We start from the raw sequence: 17345 nt of genomic DNA, 5'->3' as shown, positions 1-17345 counted from the left end.
TCAATAGCCAATCAGTGCATGTTTCTGAATTATGCGTGTTATGGTTATCGCATGGTCATCGCCGTGATCGCCGACATCGTCGGCTCCCGCAGCCTCAAGGATCGAGCATCCGCACAGCGGGTGCTCGATGAGACCATCACGCGCGTCGAAGCGGATCTCCCGCTCGCGACGCAGCCGCTGACGCCCACCGTAGGGGACGAGCAGCAGGCCGTCTACGCGCGACTCGGCGATGCGCTGACATCGCTGCTCATGCTCCAGCTCGCCCTCCCGGACGGCATCTCCTTCCGATTCGGCATCGGGGTGGGCGCGATCCGAGCGATCGACTCGGTGCACGGCGACCTCTCGGACGGGCCGGGGTGGTACGCCGCGCGCGACGCGATCGAGACGGTCCACGCGCGCGAGCAGCGCGCCGTGCCGCGCATGCGCACCTGGATCGTCGGTGCCCAGGGGCAGGATGAGGTCATGGAGTCCGTGATCGCCGCATCCAACGCGTACCTGCTCGCCCGTGACGAACTGGTCGGCGCGATGAGCGAGCGCGAGCGCCGGCTCACCTATGGGCGCCTGATCGGCACGCCCCAGGCAGAGCTCGCTCGAACCGAGGGCATCACGCAGCCCAGCGTGTCCAAGTCGCTGCGCAGCGCAGGAGCTGCAGCACTCATCGAAGGAGTCGCGCAGATGAGAGGAGCGGCCTCATGATCCTCGCCGGATTCCTGCTGCTCGCGGTCGGCGCGGTCGATCTCGTGCGACAGTTCGTGCCGCGGCAGTGGATCGGCTATCTGGCGACCCTCATCGTGCTGCTCGTACTCGGCAGCGTCTCGGACGCGCTGCTGCCCATGATCCTGGCGATCGCGGCTGGTGCGGCCTGGGTGTGGGTCATGCCCAGAGACCGCGACTCGAGGGCCGGCTTCTGGCCGGCGGTCGCGCTGGCCTTCGCCGCCGCGCTCTCGGTCGTGTGGGCCGGCGCACGCCCGGATGCCGGGATCATCGGCCTGTCCTGGAATATGGGTTCCCCATTCGGACCGATCCCCTTCGACCTGGCGGTCCTCGTCGTCGGCGTGGTGGCGTTCCTGTTGGAATCCGCCAATCTCGTGGTCAGGGCAGCGCTCTCGGGCGAGCACACCTGGCGGCCGGACGACGCCGGGATCGCGTCGCAGGCCACCGTGGCCGAGGTGCCAGACGCCCCGACGGATGGCGGGGACGACGCGGATGACGAGCGCCGGAAGACGGCGGTCGAAGCAGCGCCGTCGCAGCGGGGCGGATTCAAGGGTGGGCGCTTGATCGGGCCGCTCGAGCGCGTGATCGTGTTCATGCTCACTCTCACCGCTGCGTACCCGATCCTCGCGGCGATGCTGGCGGCGAAGGGCATCGTGCGGTTCCCCGAGATCTCCAAGGACGGCGAGACGGGAGCCCGTGCCGAGTACTTCCTGGTCGGCAGCCTCGTCAGCTGGGTGATCGCGCTCGGGGCGGCATTCCTGGTGTGGTGGGGCGTGCACGCCTGACCGGAGCGAGCGCGCCGCGCTGATAGCCTGGATCGCGTGTCGAATACCGATCTGACGACTGCTCCGCAGGCGATCGACCCCGCGTTCGAGAACGTGTGGGACGAGATCGTCTGGCGTGGCCTCGTCCACGTGTCCACCGATCAGGAGGCGCTGCGCGCCCTTCTCGCCGGAGACCCGATCACGTATTACTGCGGGTTCGACCCGACAGCTCCCAGCCTTCACCTCGGCAACCTCGTGCAGCTGCTGACGTTGCGACGACTGCAGCTGGCCGGCCACAAGCCGCTCGGCCTCGTCGGGGGTTCAACGGGTCTCGTCGGCGACCCGGGCGGTCGCGACACCGAACGCGTGCTCAACCCGGTCGAGACCGTCGAAGAGTGGGTCGGGAAACTGCGCGCCCAGGTCGAGCGTTTCCTGAGCTTCGAGGGCGACAACGCCGCGCGTATCGTCAACAACCTCGACTGGACTGCACCGCTCAGCGCGATCGACTTCCTGCGGGGCATCGGCAAGCATTTCCGCGTCGGCACGATGATCAAGAAGGATGCCGTTTCTGCGCGGCTGAACTCCGAGGCAGGAATCTCGTACACCGAGTTCAGTTACCAGATCTTGCAGGGCCTGGACTACCTCGAGCTCTACCGCCGTTACGGCTGCGTGCTGCAGACCGGTGGGTCGGACCAGTGGGGAAACCTCACCAGCGGTACCGACCTCATCCACCGGGTCGAGGGTGTCTCGGTGCACGCGATCGGTACGCCACTGATCACGAACAGCGACGGCACGAAGTTCGGCAAGAGCGCGGGCAATGCGATCTGGCTCGACCCCGAGATGTGCAGCCCGTACCGGATGTACCAGTTCTGGCTCAACACCGACGACGCCGATGTGGTCACGCGTCTCAAGGTCTTCACCTTCCTCACCAAGGCCGAGATCGACGAGTACGCGCGGCTGGTCGAGACCGAGCCGTTCCGTCGTGCCGCGCAGAAGCGGCTCGCACTCGAGGTCGTCGCCACGGTGCACGGCATCGATGCGACGGCGGCGGTGATCGCGGCATCCGAGGCGCTGTTCGGTCAGGGCGACCTGACGACGCTGGATGCCGGGACGCTGCGCTCGGCGCTGACGGAGCTGACCAACGCGACGGTGCCCGCGGGCACGTCGGTGGTGGACGCTCTCGTCGCGACGGAACTGGTCTCGAGTCTCTCCGAGGCGCGGCGCGCCATCTCCCAGGGCGGCGTGAAGCTGGACGGTGTCCGCGTCGAGGACGAGTCGGTCTCGGTGCAGGGAACTCTGCCCGGCGGGGTCTCCGTGCTTCGTCGAGGCAAGAAGACGCTCGCGGGCGTGTTCATCGGCTGATCCGTGCCGTTCACGCCGAGTCATGCCGTCGTGGCGCTGCCGTTCGTGCGGACGCCTCTGATCCCCTCGGCGATCGCGATCGGCGCGATGACGCCGGATCTTCCGTTGTTCGTCCGCGGCACCGGCCTGGGGTACGGGTTCACTCACACCTGGACGAATCTCATCTGGACCGGTCTGATCGCCTTCGTGCTGTTCCTCGTCTGGCGGGTGCTGCTGCGACCATCGGTCGCAGAGCTCTCGCCGACGTGGGCGGCCGCTCGCCTTCCCCGCGAGTGGAACCAGCGTCCGTGGGCTGCGACTCGACAGGCTGTCGGCGCGGGCGAGAACCGCTGGTATCCGCTGCTGCTCGCCGCATCCCTGCTGATCGGTGTGGCATCCCACATCCTGTGGGACCTGTTCACGCACGAAGAGCGCTGGGGGAGCCAGCTGCTTCCGATCCTCGATGCCCAGTGGGGCCCGCTGCAGGGATTCAAGTGGCTTCAGCACGGCTCGAGTGTGCTCGGCCTGATCATCATCGGGATCTGGATGCTGGTGTGGCTGCGGCATCGGATGCCGCGCGCCGCCGTCGAGCGGCTGCTGCCTGGCTGGGTCCGTGTCGCCTGGTGGCTTTCGCTGCCGGCGGTGCTCGTGATCGCGTGGGTGGCGGGCATACTCGCGTTCGGCCCGTTCACCGAGGATTTCACCGTGCAGCACCTGGCGTATCGGGTGCTCCCGCCCGCGTGTGCGGTCTGGGGTGTTCTCACGGCTGCGCTGTGCGTCCTGATCGGGATCCGGCGCAGCACGCGCTGATCACCACATCGCCGGGTCGCGTCCCCACGGCCGAGGAGCGTTGAAAGACAGTCCGGGGATCGCCGAGCGCACGGTGACGAGATCATGGCCGTCGACGCGGAAGCGCTCGGTGTGCGCGGCGGGATCGATCGACGCTTCGGGCCCGGGGTCGTCGGTGCGCGGCATCCCGAGCAGCTCGGCGGCGATCCGGCGCAGCGAGGTGCGCACAGCCAGGGCAGTGCCGTCTTCGTCGCGGCGGTGCACGGCATCGCAGACGGCGGCGGTCAGGAGGTAGCCGGCGGAGTGATCCAATGCCTGGGCGGGGAGGGCGCCCGGTCGTTCGCCATCGGGCGACTCGATCATGGCTATCCCGGATTCGGCCTGGACGAGACTGTCGAACCCGCGGCGGTCGGGGTGCTCGTGTCCCCAGGCGCTGAGTTCGGCGACGATGAGGCCGGGGTGCCGTTCGGCGAGAGCCGCGCGGGACAGGCCGAGTCGAGCGAGAGCGGATGGGCGATACCCGAGCACGACGACGTCGGCGCGGGCGAGCAGCTCTTCGAATCGTTCAGAGCTCGCATCGAGGATCGCCGAACGCTTCCCGTGACCGGTGTCGAGATGCTGCCACCCCGGCTCGGTGAGGCCGGGCGGATCGATGCGCAGCACGTCCGCTCCGAGAAGAGCGAGGGTCCGTGTGCACACCGGCCCGGCGATGACGCGGGTGAGATCCAGAATGCGGATGCCGTCGAGGCCCGCACCCGTGGGCGAACGACGGCGGGTGGCCCGCCCGAGGGGAATGGATTCCACCAGCGGAATGGTGCGGAGTGCGCGATCCGCGGCCGGGTTCTCCGGGAGGACGGGGACGGCGAGTCCGCCCGCGTCCGTGATCTTCCGGACGGCTTCGGTCGGGGAGCGCTCGGCGAGTGCGGACGAGAGAGCGTCGGCGCCGGCATCCATGCCCAGACCGAATGCGCGCCTGAGTGCCTGAGCATGGCGCGGGTAGTTGCCGTGGGTGCGGACCCACCCGTCGGCCACGCGCCAGAACCCCGACAGGGGAGACCAGACATCGGGTGAGCGAGCATCGATCGTGAGGTGGCGATCGCTCCGGTACGCCATGGCGATGCGATCGAGGTCGAGAAGCGAGATGTCGACGGCAGGATGTCGTGCGGCCCGGCACACGGCCGAGACGCTCGCTCGGGCGAGAGCGTCGACCGAGAGGCGAGAGGGGAGGGCCGGCATGGGCCGATCGTACGACTCGTGAGGGAAGATCGCGAGCCGTGAACACGGGCGACACGCCCGGGAGTCGGCCAGGATTTGCCCGACCCCCGGATCCCACGTAAGTTATTACCTGTTCGCCCCACAGGGTTGAGAGAGACCAGAAGGTCAGCTCCCCTCAAGTGGCTAACCACCTCCCAAAACAGTTCGAGCACTTCGGCGCGAGATCGGTCACGGGAAGCCTTGCGGTCCTCGGATCGCGGGTCGAGTTCGCTCGGCTCGCCGATTTGACAAACGGATCAAGCGAGGTAAGATAGAGAAGTTGCCCTTCGGGCCTGGTCGTGAGGCTGGGTCGGGGGAGCGTCTGATCCTTGAGAACTCAACAGCGTGCACTTGTCAAATGCCAAATTATCCTCGTCTCCATTTCGGTGGGGGTGAGAATTCCTTTGGATCAAAGACCAACCTTCTTTGTTGGGGGTTGGCATTCGGATGAAGTCAGTTGATTTTGTCTCTTTGGTCAGTTTCAAACTCGCTGCTGTCGCGGTTTTCCCCGTGGTGGTATGCATTTCTTTTTTACGGAGAGTTTGATCCTGGCTCAGGATGAACGCTGGCGGCGTGCTTAACACATGCAAGTCGAACGGTGAAGCAGGAGCTTGCTCTTGTGGATCAGTGGCGAACGGGTGAGTAACACGTGAGCAACCTGCCCCGGACTCTGGGATAAGCGCTGGAAACGGCGTCTAATACTGGATATGAGACGTGACCGCATGGTCAACGTTTGGAAAGATTTTTCGGTCTGGGATGGGCTCGCGGCCTATCAGCTTGTTGGTGAGGTAATGGCTCACCAAGGCGTCGACGGGTAGCCGGCCTGAGAGGGTGACCGGCCACACTGGGACTGAGACACGGCCCAGACTCCTACGGGAGGCAGCAGTGGGGAATATTGCACAATGGGCGAAAGCCTGATGCAGCAACGCCGCGTGAGGGATGACGGCCTTCGGGTTGTAAACCTCTTTTAGCAGGGAAGAAGCGAGAGTGACGGTACCTGCAGAAAAAGCGCCGGCTAACTACGTGCCAGCAGCCGCGGTAATACGTAGGGCGCAAGCGTTATCCGGAATTATTGGGCGTAAAGAGCTCGTAGGCGGTCTGTCGCGTCTGCTGTGAAATCTGGAGGCTCAACCTCCAGCCTGCAGTGGGTACGGGCAGACTAGAGTGCGGTAGGGGAGATTGGAATTCCTGGTGTAGCGGTGGAATGCGCAGATATCAGGAGGAACACCGATGGCGAAGGCAGATCTCTGGGCCGTAACTGACGCTGAGGAGCGAAAGGGTGGGGAGCAAACAGGCTTAGATACCCTGGTAGTCCACCCCGTAAACGTTGGGAACTAGTTGTGGGGTCCTTTCCACGGATTCCGTGACGCAGCTAACGCATTAAGTTCCCCGCCTGGGGAGTACGGCCGCAAGGCTAAAACTCAAAGGAATTGACGGGGACCCGCACAAGCGGCGGAGCATGCGGATTAATTCGATGCAACGCGAAGAACCTTACCAAGGCTTGACATACACGAGAACGGGCCAGAAATGGTCAACTCTTTGGACACTCGTGAACAGGTGGTGCATGGTTGTCGTCAGCTCGTGTCGTGAGATGTTGGGTTAAGTCCCGCAACGAGCGCAACCCTCGTTCTATGTTGCCAGCACGTAATGGTGGGAACTCATGGGATACTGCCGGGGTCAACTCGGAGGAAGGTGGGGATGACGTCAAATCATCATGCCCCTTATGTCTTGGGCTTCACGCATGCTACAATGGCCGGTACAAAGGGCTGCGATACCGTAAGGTGGAGCGAATCCCAAAAAGCCGGTCCCAGTTCGGATTGAGGTCTGCAACTCGACCTCATGAAGTCGGAGTCGCTAGTAATCGCAGATCAGCAACGCTGCGGTGAATACGTTCCCGGGTCTTGTACACACCGCCCGTCAAGTCATGAAAGTCGGTAACACCTGAAGCCGGTGGCCTAACCCCTTGTGGGAGGGAGCTGTCGAAGGTGGGATCGGTAATTAGGACTAAGTCGTAACAAGGTAGCCGTACCGGAAGGTGCGGCTGGATCACCTCCTTTCTAAGGAGCATCTGACACCTCTTCGGGGGTGTCCAGAACCCAGTTCGAAGGCATACGTTCTTCGCTGGGAGCTCATGGGTGGAACATTTGACATGACATCGGAACCAAGGGTTCTGCTGAGTACACTGCTTCGGCGGTAGGAAAGGTGGGGCCGGCGGGTCTGGTGTCTGCACGCTGTTGGGTCCTGAGGGGCCAGACGTTTTGTCTGAATCCTCTGGGCCTCTTGTCGTTTCCCCTTGTGGGGGGTTGCGTGAGGGGTACCGCCCGTACTTTGAGAACTACACAGTGGACGCGAGCATCTTTGGACCGATCCTTCGGGGTTGGTTCATGAAGATGATCTTAAAGATCATTAGTCAATTTTTTGACGATTCGAACTCAATGTGATTTCAAGTCTTTAAGAGCAAACGGTGGATGCCTTGGCATCTGGAGCCGAAGAAGGACGTAGCAATCTGCGATAAGCCTCGGGGAACTGATAAGCAAGTTTTGATCCGAGGGTGTCCGAATGGGGAAACCCCGCTGGGCGGCGTGCCGACCTAGTGACTCCCGTCTGAATATATAGGGCGGGTAGAGGGAACGTGGGGAAGTGAAACATCTCAGTACCCACAGGAAGAGAAAACAACATGTGATTCCGTGAGTAGTGGCGAGCGAAAGCGGATGAGGCTAAACCGAGTGTGTGTGATATCCGGCAGGAGTTGCATGTTCGGGGTTGTGGGACTTTCCTACCAGTTCTGCCGAATTGGTGGCGTTACAGAAGCGTGTAGACGAACCGTCTTGAAAGGCGGGCCGTAGTGGGTGCCAGCCCCGTAGTCGAAACATGTGTTCTGGCGTGGAGAGGATCCCAAGTAGCACGGGGCCCGTGAAATCCCGTGTGAATCTGTCAGGACCACCTGATAAGCCTAAATACTCCCAGATGACCGATAGCGGACAAGTACCGTGAGGGAAAGGTGAAAAGTACCCCGGGAGGGGAGTGAAATAGTACCTGAAACCGTTTGCTTACAAACCGTTGGAGCCTCCTTAGTAGGGGTGACAGCGTGCCTTTTGAAGAATGAGCCTGCGAGTTAGCGATATGTGGCGAGGTTAACCCGTGTGGGGTAGCCGTAGCGAAAGCGAGTCTGAATAGGGCGATTCAGTCGCATGTCCTAGACCCGAAGCGAAGTGATCTATCCATGGCCAGGTTGAAGCGACGGTAAGACGTCGTGGAGGACCGAACCCACTTAGGTTGAAAACTGAGGGGATGAGCTGTGGATAGGGGTGAAAGGCCAATCAAACTTCGTGATAGCTGGTTCTCTCCGAAATGCATTTAGGTGCAGCGTTGCGTGTTTCTTGCCGGAGGTAGAGCTACTGGATGGCCGATGGGCCCTACAAGGTTACTGACGTCAGCCAAACTCCGAATGCCGGTAAGTGAGAGCGCAGCAGTGAGACTGTGGGGGATAAGCTTCATAGTCGAGAGGGAAACAACCCAGACCACCATCTAAGGTCCCTAAGCGCGTGCTAAGTGGGAAAGGATGTGGAGTTGCTTAGACAACCAGGAGGTTGGCTTAGAAGCAGCCACCCTTGAAAGAGTGCGTAATAGCTCACTGGTCAAGTGATTCCGCGCCGACAATGTAACGGGGCTCAAGCACGCCACCGAAGTTGTGGCATTGATATTTTTGGTAGGCCTTCGTGGTCCAGCCGTATTGATGGGTAGGAGAGCGTCGTGTGGCCAGCGAAGCGGCGGTGTGAACCAGCCGTGGAGGCTACACGAGTGAGAATGCAGGCATGAGTAGCGAATGACGTGTGAGAAACACGTCCTCCGAAAGACCAAGGGTTCCAGGGTCAAGCTAATCTTCCCTGGGTAAGTCGGGACCTAAGGCGAGGCCGACAGGCGTAGTCGATGGACAACGGGTTGATATTCCCGTACCGGCGAAGAACCGCCCAAGCTAATCCAGTAGTGCTAAGTATCTGAATCCCAGTGACTGATCCCTTCGGGGTGACGCTCTGGGCCTAGCGTACGAACCCGTTCTGGTGCGGCTAGCGTATTAACAGGTGTGACGCAGGAAGGTAGTCCAAGCCAGGCGATGGTTGTCCTGGTGCAAGTGCGTAGGCCGAGAGATAGGCAAATCCGTCTCTCATACAGGCTGAGACACGATGCGGATAAAAAGTGGATGATCCTATGCTGCCAAGAAAAGCATCGACGCGAGGTTCTAGCCGCCCGTACCCCAAACCGACTCAGGTGGTCAGGTAGAGAATACCAAGGAGATCGAGAGAATCGTGGTTAAGGAACTCGGCAAAATGCCCCCGTAACTTCGGGAGAAGGGGGGCCTTCGACGTATTAGGACTTGCTCCGAAAGCGTTTGGAGGCCGCAGAGACTAGTGGGTAGCGACTGTTTATTAAAAACACAGGTCCGTGCTAAGTCGCAAGACGATGTATACGGACTGACGCCTGCCCGGTGCTGGAAGGTTAAGAGGACCGGTTAGCCGCAAGGCGAAGCTGAGAATTTAAGCCCCAGTAAACGGCGGTGGTAACTATAACCATCCTAAGGTAGCGAAATTCCTTGTCGGGTAAGTTCCGACCTGCACGAATGGCGTAACGACTTCCCAACTGTCTCAACCGCGAACTCGGCGAAATTGCATTACGAGTAAAGATGCTCGTTACGCGCAGCAGGACGGAAAGACCCCGTGACCTTTACTATAGCTTTGTATTGGTGTTCGGTGTGGCTTGTGTAGGATAGGTGGGAGACTTTGAAGCGTGGACGCCAGTTCATGTGGAGTCATTGTTGAAATACCACTCTGGTCACTCTGGATATCTAACTTCGGACCGTAATCCGGTTCAGGGACAGTGCATGGTGGGTAGTTTAACTGGGGCGGTTGCCTCCCAAAAAGTAACGGAGGCGCCCAAAGGTTCCCTCAACCTGGTTGGCAATCAGGTGTCGAGTGTAAGTGCACAAGGGAGCTTGACTGTGAGACTGACAGGTCGAGCAGGGACGAAAGTCGGGACTAGTGATCCGGCAGTGGCTTGTGGAAGCGCTGTCGCTCAACGGATAAAAGGTACCTCGGGGATAACAGGCTGATCTTGCCCAAGAGTCCATATCGACGGCATGGTTTGGCACCTCGATGTCGGCTCGTCGCATCCTGGGGCTGGAGTAGGTCCCAAGGGTTGGGCTGTTCGCCCATTAAAGCGGTACGCGAGCTGGGTTTAGAACGTCGTGAGACAGTTCGGTCCCTATCCGCTGCGCGCGTAGGAAGTTTGAGAGGATCTGACCCTAGTACGAGAGGACCGGGTTGGACGAACCTCTGGTGTGTCAGTTGTTCCGCCAGGAGCACCGCTGATTAGCTACGTTCGGGATGGATAACCGCTGAAAGCATCTAAGCGGGAAGCCGGCCTCAAGATGAGACTTCCATACCTTCGGGTGAGAGGCTCCCAGCCAGACTACTGGGTTGATAGGCCAGATGTGGAAGTGCGGCAACGCATGCAGCTGACTGGTACTAATAAGCCGATGACTTGATAACACTTCGAATCAACGATTGATTGATTTGCTACGCGTCCACTTTGTGGTTCTCGATGTACGGTCGAGAACCCTACAGGCACCACGTGTGTCTTTAGGTTTTTGTTGAAACATCAATAGTGTTTCGGCGGCCATAGCGTGAGGGAAACGCCCGGTTACATTCCGAACCCGGAAGCTAAGCCTCACAGCGCCGATGGTACTGCAGGGGGGACCCTGTGGGAGAGTAGGACACCGCCGGACTTCTTCTGTGAAATGGCCACCCAAGGTTGGGTGGCCATTTTGCGTTAACAGGAAGTTGGAGAGAGCATAGATCATGCCGGATGAGGAAGAGCGTCGACCGCGACGCGACAACGACGACCGTTCCAAGAACTCAGGGGACGGCCGCAAGGATCATCCGCGCGCAGATCGCTCTGCTTCACGACCGACTTATCGCGATGGTGGCAGCTCGCCCCGCGACGGTGGCTATCAGCGGCGTGACGCCGCGCCTCGTCGTGATGGTGATCGGCCGAGCAGCGGCTACCAGCGTCGTGACAGTGACCGTCCGACCGGTGGACAGAACCGTGAGGGTGGCTACCAGCGTCGGGACAGTGCTCCGCGTCGTGATGGTGACCGCCCAACCGGTGGGTACCAGCGTCGTGACAGCGCTCCCCGTCGTGACGGCGATCGTCCGTCCGGTGGACAGAACCGAGAGAGTGGTTATCAGCGTCGCGACAGTGCGTCTCGTCGTGACGGCGACCGTCCGTCCGGTGGCTACCAGCGTCGAGACAATGCTCCGCGTCGTGACGGCGATCGTGCGTCCGGTGGGTACCAGCGTCGGGACAGTGCCCCGCGTCGTGATGGCGATCGCCCCACCGGTGGCTACCAGAACCGTGACGGTGCTCCGCGTCGTGACGGCGATCGTGCGTCCGGTGGGTACCAGCGTCGGGACAGTGCCCCGCGTCGTGATGGCGATCGCCCTGCCGGTGGCTACCAGAACCGTGACGGTGCTCCGCGCCGTGACGGCGATCGTGCGTCCGGTGGCTATCAGCGTCGGGACAATGCTCCGCGCCGTGATGGCGATCGCCCGGCCGGTGGTTACCAGCGCCGTGACGGCGATCGCCCGACCGGCGGACAGAACCGCGAAGGCGGCTACCAGCGTCGAGACAGTGCCCCGCGCCGTGACGGCGATCGCCCGTCCGGCGGCTACCAGCGTCGTGATGGCGACCGCGCCGGTGGCTACCAGAAGCGTGACGGCGGCTCGGACCGGCGCGACGATCGTGGCCGCAGCTCCCACGCGCAGCGCGGCGGTGCAGAGCGTCCGCGTAACGATCGTCCCTACGATGACCGTCCGCGTCCCGAGCGCGGTCCGGACATTCCGGATGAGATCACTGCCCGCGATCTGCCGGCCTCTGCTCGCAACGAACTGAAGACCCTCAGCAAGGAGAACGCCGACCAGGTCGCGCGTCACCTCGCCGTGGTCGTTCAACTGATCGACGAGGATCCTGCGCTGGCGCATGAGCATGCTCTCGCGGCATCCCGTCGGGCCGGTCGCATCGCAATCGTCCGAGAGACGCTGGGAATCACCGCGTACGCGACGGGCGATTTCGCTCTGGCGTTGCGCGAGCTGCGCACCTACCGACGGATCTCCGGCAAGGAGGACCAGATCGCGCTCATGGTCGACAGCGAGCGCGGCGTCGGACGACCGGACCGCGCGCTCGAGACAGGACGCTCGGTCGACCGGTCAGCGCTCCCCATCGACGTGCGTGTCGCTCTGGCGATCGCGATGTCGGGTGCGCGGCTGGACCTGGGGGAGACCGAGCTCGCGCTCGGGGAACTCGAGATCCCCGAACTCGACCCCGATCGCGCTTTCAGCTGGAGCCCTGCGCTGTTCGCTGCACGCGCCGCCGTCCTCGAGGACCTCGGCCGCAACGAGGAGTCCGAATTCTGGGCGCAGCGCGCCGAGGTCGCGCTCGAAGCGCTCGGCCTCGATGAGGAAGGCGATGAGGAACTCATCGTCGAGGACAGCCTGATCGAGGGCGAGTCCATGGACGACGTGCGCGCTGTGGATGCGGTGGACGCTGTCGCGCCCGAGCAGGATGCGACATCTGACATCGAGGCTGAGGCTGAGGCTGAGGCTGATGTCGAGACTTCGGCAGACGCTGGGTCCGACGCCGAACTCGAGTCCGACTCGGCCTCGCCGGCTCCCGCGCGCTCCGAACGCGACGAGATCGAACAGGAAGTCGCCGAGCTCCTCGGCGAAGACGGCGACACGGACGACAAGCCTGCCGACGAAAAGAACGCCGAGGAAGCCGCCGAGGACGAGGCCTGATGGGCCTTTTCGCCAAGAAGCGGCCGACCCCCCTCGACGGAATGGACGTCGTTCTGGCCGACCTCGATGGTGTCGTGTACGCCGGTCCTGGAGCGCTTCCGCACGCGGTCGACAGCCTGAACGCCGTCGCCCGTGAGCGGCGACTCGGCTACATCACGAACAACGCATCCCGAACGGATGCCTCGGTCGCCGAGCACCTGACCGAGCTGGGACTGACCGTCGCCGCGCATGAGGTGGTCACCAGCCCGCAGGCGGCGATGCGCCTGCTCGCGACAATGGTTCCTGCGCCCGCGACGCTTCTGATCGTCGGCGGCGAGGGCCTCGTCGTCGAGGCCGAGAAGGCCGGCTACACCGTCACGCGCAGTGCTGAGGACGCACCTGACGCCGTCGTGCAGGGCTTCGCGCCCGACGTCGCCTGGACCGACCTCGCCGAAGCCGCCTTCGCCCTCAAACTCCCCGAGGACGAGGGCGGGATCCCGTGGATCGCGACGAACAACGACTGGACGATCCCGCGCGAACGCGGCGTCGCACCGGGCAACGGCACCCTGGTCTCGGCAGTCCACACGGCGATCGGTCGTCTGGCCACCGTCGCAGGCAAGCCGGAGGTCCCGATCTTCGAAGAGGCGATCGCACGTTTCGGCGGGCAGCGCACCCTCTTCATCGGCGACCGGCTCGACACGGACATCCTCGGTGCCAACCGCGCCGGTATCGATTCGGTTCTCGTGCTCACCGGCATCGATCGGCCCAAGCACGTGCTGGCGGCACCCGAAGACTCGCGCCCGACGTTCGTGCTTTCCGATCTGCGCGAACTCCACGAACCGTACCCGCAGGCCGTCCGCAAGGACGGCGCCGTGACGGTCGCGGATGCGACCGTCCGCGTCGACGGCGGCGACGTCGAGATCCTCGCCGAAGGCACCAGGCAGATCGATCTGCTCCGTGCTGGTGCGCTGGCGATCTGGGAGTCCGGGACACCGATCTTCGTGCTGCGAGTGCCAGAGCGCCTCTACGAGGATCCGTTCCATCGGCCGTAGGCTGGTGGGGTGAGCGACGACAGCACGAACGGTCCGACCGACGGACTCTGGAGCCGCCTGCGCCTGATCGAGGGCCAGCCGCTCGCGGCACGCGCCGATGCCTACTCGAGCCTGCACGACGAGTTGTCCCGGCGGCTCGAATCGGGCGCGCGGCTCGATCAGCGAGAGAAGTCGTCGGAGCGGTGACCCGACTCGACGCCGCTCTCGCGGCACGCGGCCTCGCCCGATCGCGTACGCACGCCGCGACGATGATCGCGGATGGACTCGTGCAGGTCGGCGGACGCACGGTGATCAAGGCATCCACTCCTGTCGAGGAGGCGACCGAGATCACTGTCGCGGGTTCTGATCACTACGTCAGCCGTGCCGCCCACAAGCTGATCGCCGCCCTCGACGGCTTCGAGGTCCCCGTCGAGGGCCGCATCGCGCTCGACATGGGCGCGTCGACCGGCGGGTTCACCCAGGTGCTGCGCGAGCGCGGCGCTGAGCGCGTGCTCGCCGTCGATGTCGGTCACGACCAGCTCGCGCCGGCGATCGCCGCCGACCCGGGCGTCACGGCCGTCGAGGGGTACAACGTCCGCCACATGACCTCGGAGAACCTCGCGGCGGCCACCGGGGAGCCCCGTGCCCCCGAGCTGATCGTCGGAGACCTGTCGTTCATCTCGCTCGAGCTCGTCTTCGCAGCGGTCGCGCAGGTCGCGGCACCCGGTGCCGATGTCGTGCTGCTCGTCAAACCGCAGTTCGAGGTCGGCCGCACCGCTGTCCGGGGCGGACTCGTCACGAATCCCGTCATCCGGGCGGATGCGGTGTCGCGGACACTCTGGAGCGCATGGGACGCCGGGTTCGGGATGTTCGGCATCCTGCCCTCGCCGATCCTCGGAACCCACGGCAATGCCGAGTACCTTGTCCACATGGCACCCGGCCGGGGGAGCTCTCCGGCAGAATGGACGAAGCGGATCGACGAACTGGCAGGAGGACGATGAACGAGCGCTACATCCTGGTCGTCGCCCACGCCGGCCGGGACGACACCGTCGCAGCAGCTCGCCGAGTCGTCGAATCGCTGCGCAGCGCGGGTGCCCGTCCGGTGCTGGCGGTGGAGGATCGTGCCGAGCTGGCCGCAGTCGACGAGATCTTCGCGGACGTGGACGTCCTCGGCGACGCGATCCAGGTCGGCGAGCTCGAACTCGCCATCGTGCTCGGCGGGGACGGCACGATCCTGCGTGCGGCCGAGCTCGTCCGGGACAGCGGCGCCCCGGTGCTCGGCATCAACATGGGCCACGTCGGCTTCCTCGCCGAGATCGAGCGCGACGACATGGACGCCGCCGTCCGACGGGTCATCGAACGCGACTACGAGGTCGAGGAGCGCCTGGCGCTGGCCGTCCGCGTGAAGGATGCCGCCGGCGAGGTCGTCTACGAGACCTGGGCGCTCAACGAGGCGACCGTCGAGAAGGCGAGCCGGGAGCGGATGATCGAAGTGGTCGTCGAGATCGACGGCCGCCCCCTCACCAGCTACGGCTGCGACGGCATGGTCGTGTCGACGCCCACCGGTTCCACCGCATACAACTTCTCGGCTGGCGGACCGGTGATCTGGCCGGGCGTCGAGGCGATCGCCGTCGTGCCGCTCTCCGCGCACGCCCTGTTCGCCAAGCCACTCGTCGTCAGCCCGCACGCATCCGTCGCGATCGAGATGCTGGAGAGCACCAGCGGCACCGGCATCCTGTGGTGCGACGGCCGACGTTCGCACGATCTCCCGCCCGGTGCACGCGTCGTGGTGCGACGGTCCTCGCGACCGGTGCGTCTCGCACGTCTGCACCCCGCCGCGTTCACCGATCGGCTGGTGCGCAAGTTCCGTCTTCCGGTCGCCGGCTGGCGCGGCAACGGGACGGAGGCACCGGCGTGATCGAGGAGATCCGGATGCAGCACCTCGGCGTGATCGCCGACGCCGTGCTGCCGCTCGGCAAGGGCTTCACCGCGATCACCGGCGAGACCGGCGCCGGCAAGACCATGGTCGTCACCGGCCTCGGGCTGCTGCTGGGCCAGCGCGCCGATTCAGGCGCCGTCCGCGCCGGCGCGGCGCAGGCGTCCGTGGCCGGCGTCTGGGTCGTGCCGGAACAAGGGCCGATCGCCGACATCGTGACGGATGCCGGGGGAGAACTGGAACCCGCCGGCGCTGGTCGGTCCGAACTCTACGTCTCCCGCACGCTCAGCGCCGAGGGACGCAGCCGCGCGAGTGTCGGCGGACGCGCGGCGCCGGCCGGCGTCCTCGCCGCCCTCGCCGAACAGCTCGTCGTGGTGCACGGTCAGTCCGAGCAGTTGAGGCTGAAGTCCGCGGCGGCGCAGCGCGACGCACTCGACCGTTTCGGTGGCGAACCGGTATCCGCCGCGCTTCGCGCCTACGAGGAGACGTGGGAGCACTGGCGCACGCTCGATGCCGAGCTGCGCGAGCTCACCGAGAACCGCGACCGTCGCGCCGACGAGGCGGCCCGGTTGCGGGAGGCACTGGCGCTGATCGAAGCCACGGCGCCGGAGGCGGGGGAGGACGAGGTCCTCACCGAGCGGGCAGAGCGGCTCGCGAACGCCGAGGAGCTGCGCCAGGCCGCAGCACTCGCGCACAGCGCGCTCTCCAACGAGGATGACGACCCCGATGCCTCAGCGCTGGTCGCCGACGCACGGCGCCTCCTGGAACGCGTGTCCGACCCTGCTCTGGCCGGCATCGCCGAGGCACTGGCCGATGTGGGCTATCGCCTGGCGGACCTCGCGGGTCAACTGGCGGGCTATCTCGCCGACCTGGACGAGGCAGGGCCGCACGAGCTCGCGGCCGTGGAGGAGCGCCGCGCAGCGCTGAACACCCTGGTGCGCGCCCACGGCTCGCTGGATGAGGCCCTCACGGTCTGGGAGACCGGATCGGCGCGGCTGGCAGAACTGGACGACGACAGCGACCGGGTCGAACGGCTCGAGGCCGAGCGTTCGACGGCGCGTGACGTGCTCGATGCGGCTGCCGACGCGCTCACCGCCGCACGCACGGAAGCCGCCGGGCGCCTGGGGACCGCGGTCTCCGAAGAGCTGCACGCGTTGGCGATGCCCGACGCGCGTCTGGAGGTCGCCGTGACCGCCGGGTCGGAGAGCGCGCACGGCCGCGATGACGTCGCGATCCTGCTCGCGCCGCACCCCGGTGCCGAACCGCGCCCCGTCGCGCGCGGGGCGTCCGGCGGCGAGCTGTCCCGTGTGATGCTGGCGATCGAGGTCGTCATCGCCGGTACCGATCCGGTACCGACCTTCGTCTTCGACGAAGTGGATGCCGGCATCGGAGGTGCTGCGGCGATCGAAGTCGGGCGGCGACTCGCCCGACTCGCCGAACGTTCTCAGGTGATCGCGGTCACGCATCTCGCCCAGGTCGCAGCCTTCGCCGGCAATCATCTCTCCGTCGTGAAAGCCAGCGACGGAGCCGTCACCGCCTCGAGTGTGCGGCGCCTGGAGGGCGCCGACCGCGAGGCCGAGATGGCCAGACTCCTGTCCGGATTGACCGATTCGGATGCCGCACTCACCCACGCCCGAGAACTTCTCGGTCTCGGCACCGCCGCTGCCTGTTAGGATAGAAGCCCGTG

At 64.4% G+C, this 17345-nt stretch carries 12 protein-coding genes and 3 rRNA genes; 13 read left to right on the top strand and 2 right to left on the bottom strand.

What is annotated here, in order from left to right:
• The first annotated feature begins 51 nt into the window (after positions 1-51).
• The 4 genes from ACI7YT_RS11900 to ACI7YT_RS11885 are packed head-to-tail and all read left to right on the top strand — an operon-like array spanning position 52 to position 3629.
• Entirely contained in the window at positions 52-696 is a 645-nt protein-coding gene (locus tag ACI7YT_RS11900) for a SatD family protein (protein WP_406245739.1), read from the top strand.
• Positions 693-1499 (top strand): hypothetical protein, encoded by an 807-nt coding sequence (locus tag ACI7YT_RS11895; protein WP_406245738.1) that lies wholly within the window; start codon positions 693-695, stop codon positions 1497-1499. The genes ACI7YT_RS11900 and ACI7YT_RS11895 overlap by 4 nt, the downstream gene beginning before the upstream one ends.
• A gap of 36 nt (positions 1500-1535) precedes the next feature.
• Positions 1536-2840, top strand: a complete 1305-nt coding sequence (gene tyrS, locus ACI7YT_RS11890) for a tyrosine--tRNA ligase (RefSeq protein ID WP_406245737.1) — start codon at positions 1536-1538, stop codon at positions 2838-2840.
• A 3-nt stretch (positions 2841-2843) separates the two neighbouring features.
• Positions 2844-3629 carry a DUF4184 family protein gene (locus tag ACI7YT_RS11885; protein ID WP_406245736.1) on the top strand — a complete coding sequence of 262 codons (786 nt, stop codon included), beginning with the start codon at positions 2844-2846 and terminating at the stop codon, positions 3627-3629.
• Here ACI7YT_RS11885 and ACI7YT_RS11880 read toward each other — a convergent pair whose 3' ends face one another.
• Entirely contained in the window at positions 3630-4844 is a 1215-nt protein-coding gene (locus ACI7YT_RS11880; RefSeq protein WP_406245735.1) for a CoA transferase, read from the bottom strand. It abuts the gene before it with no gap.
• Between the two features lie 548 nt (positions 4845-5392).
• Here ACI7YT_RS11880 and ACI7YT_RS11875 point away from each other — a divergent pair.
• From ACI7YT_RS11875 to rrf, 3 genes are all read left to right on the top strand, one after another.
• A 16S ribosomal RNA gene (locus tag ACI7YT_RS11875) occupies positions 5393-6919 on the top strand.
• A gap of 384 nt (positions 6920-7303) precedes the next feature.
• Positions 7304-10408, top strand: a 23S ribosomal RNA gene (locus ACI7YT_RS11870).
• 119 nt (positions 10409-10527) lie between these two features.
• Positions 10528-10644 (top strand): 5S ribosomal RNA (gene rrf / locus ACI7YT_RS11865).
• Together the 16S, 23S and 5S rRNA genes form the textbook arrangement of a ribosomal RNA operon.
• A gap of 175 nt (positions 10645-10819) precedes the next feature.
• Here rrf and ACI7YT_RS11860 read toward each other — a convergent pair.
• Entirely contained in the window at positions 10820-11677 is an 858-nt protein-coding gene (locus tag ACI7YT_RS11860; RefSeq protein WP_406245734.1) for a hypothetical protein, read from the bottom strand.
• Between the two features lie 180 nt (positions 11678-11857).
• Between ACI7YT_RS11860 and ACI7YT_RS11855 the strand changes: the two genes are divergently transcribed.
• Genes ACI7YT_RS11855 through recN form a run of 6 tightly spaced genes read left to right on the top strand, consistent with a single transcriptional unit; the run spans position 11858 to position 17331 of the window.
• Positions 11858-12712, top strand: coding sequence for a hypothetical protein (locus tag ACI7YT_RS11855; protein WP_406245733.1), 855 nt, complete (start codon positions 11858-11860; stop codon positions 12710-12712).
• Complete coding sequence (locus ACI7YT_RS11850; protein ID WP_406245732.1) at positions 12712-13743, top strand: HAD-IIA family hydrolase; 1032 nt, start codon at positions 12712-12714, stop codon at positions 13741-13743. Before ACI7YT_RS11855 ends, ACI7YT_RS11850 begins: the two co-directional genes overlap by 1 nt.
• A 9-nt stretch (positions 13744-13752) precedes the next feature.
• Complete coding sequence (locus ACI7YT_RS11845) at positions 13753-13929, top strand: hypothetical protein (protein WP_406245731.1); 177 nt, start codon at positions 13753-13755, stop codon at positions 13927-13929.
• Positions 13926-14723: a TlyA family RNA methyltransferase gene (locus ACI7YT_RS11840; protein WP_406245730.1), complete on the top strand. Its 798-nt coding sequence runs from the start codon at positions 13926-13928 to the stop codon at positions 14721-14723. The genes ACI7YT_RS11845 and ACI7YT_RS11840 overlap by 4 nt, the downstream gene beginning before the upstream one ends.
• Complete coding sequence (locus ACI7YT_RS11835; protein WP_406245729.1) at positions 14720-15640, top strand: NAD kinase; 921 nt, start codon at positions 14720-14722, stop codon at positions 15638-15640. The genes ACI7YT_RS11840 and ACI7YT_RS11835 overlap by 4 nt, the downstream gene beginning before the upstream one ends.
• Positions 15637-17331: a DNA repair protein RecN gene (gene recN / locus ACI7YT_RS11830; RefSeq protein WP_406245728.1), complete on the top strand. Its 1695-nt coding sequence runs from the start codon at positions 15637-15639 to the stop codon at positions 17329-17331. Before ACI7YT_RS11835 ends, recN begins: the two co-directional genes overlap by 4 nt.
• The last annotated feature ends 14 nt before the right edge of the window (positions 17332-17345 follow it).

The organism is Microbacterium sp. M (genome assembly GCF_045181065.1).
Lineage (GTDB): Bacteria > Actinomycetota > Actinomycetes > Actinomycetales > Microbacteriaceae > Microbacterium.
The sequence above is the reverse complement of the archived record's forward strand: the minus strand, read 5'-3'. Positions and strand labels throughout refer to the sequence as shown.

Bases quoted from the DNA above. Each gene is read 5' to 3' on its own strand.
- ACI7YT_RS11900 (WP_406245739.1), top strand. From the start codon at position 52: ATGGTCATCGCCGTGATCGCCGACATCGTCGGCTCCCGCAGCCTCAAG.
- ACI7YT_RS11850 (WP_406245732.1), top strand. From the start codon at position 12,712: ATGGGCCTTTTCGCCAAGAAGCGGCCGACCCCCCTCGACGGAATGGAC.
- ACI7YT_RS11835 (WP_406245729.1), top strand. From the start codon at position 14,720: ATGAACGAGCGCTACATCCTGGTCGTCGCCCACGCCGGCCGGGACGAC.
- ACI7YT_RS11895 (WP_406245738.1), top strand. From the start codon at position 693: ATGATCCTCGCCGGATTCCTGCTGCTCGCGGTCGGCGCGGTCGATCTC.
- ACI7YT_RS11880 (WP_406245735.1), bottom strand. From the start codon at position 4,844: ATGCCGGCCCTCCCCTCTCGCCTCTCGGTCGACGCTCTCGCCCGAGCG.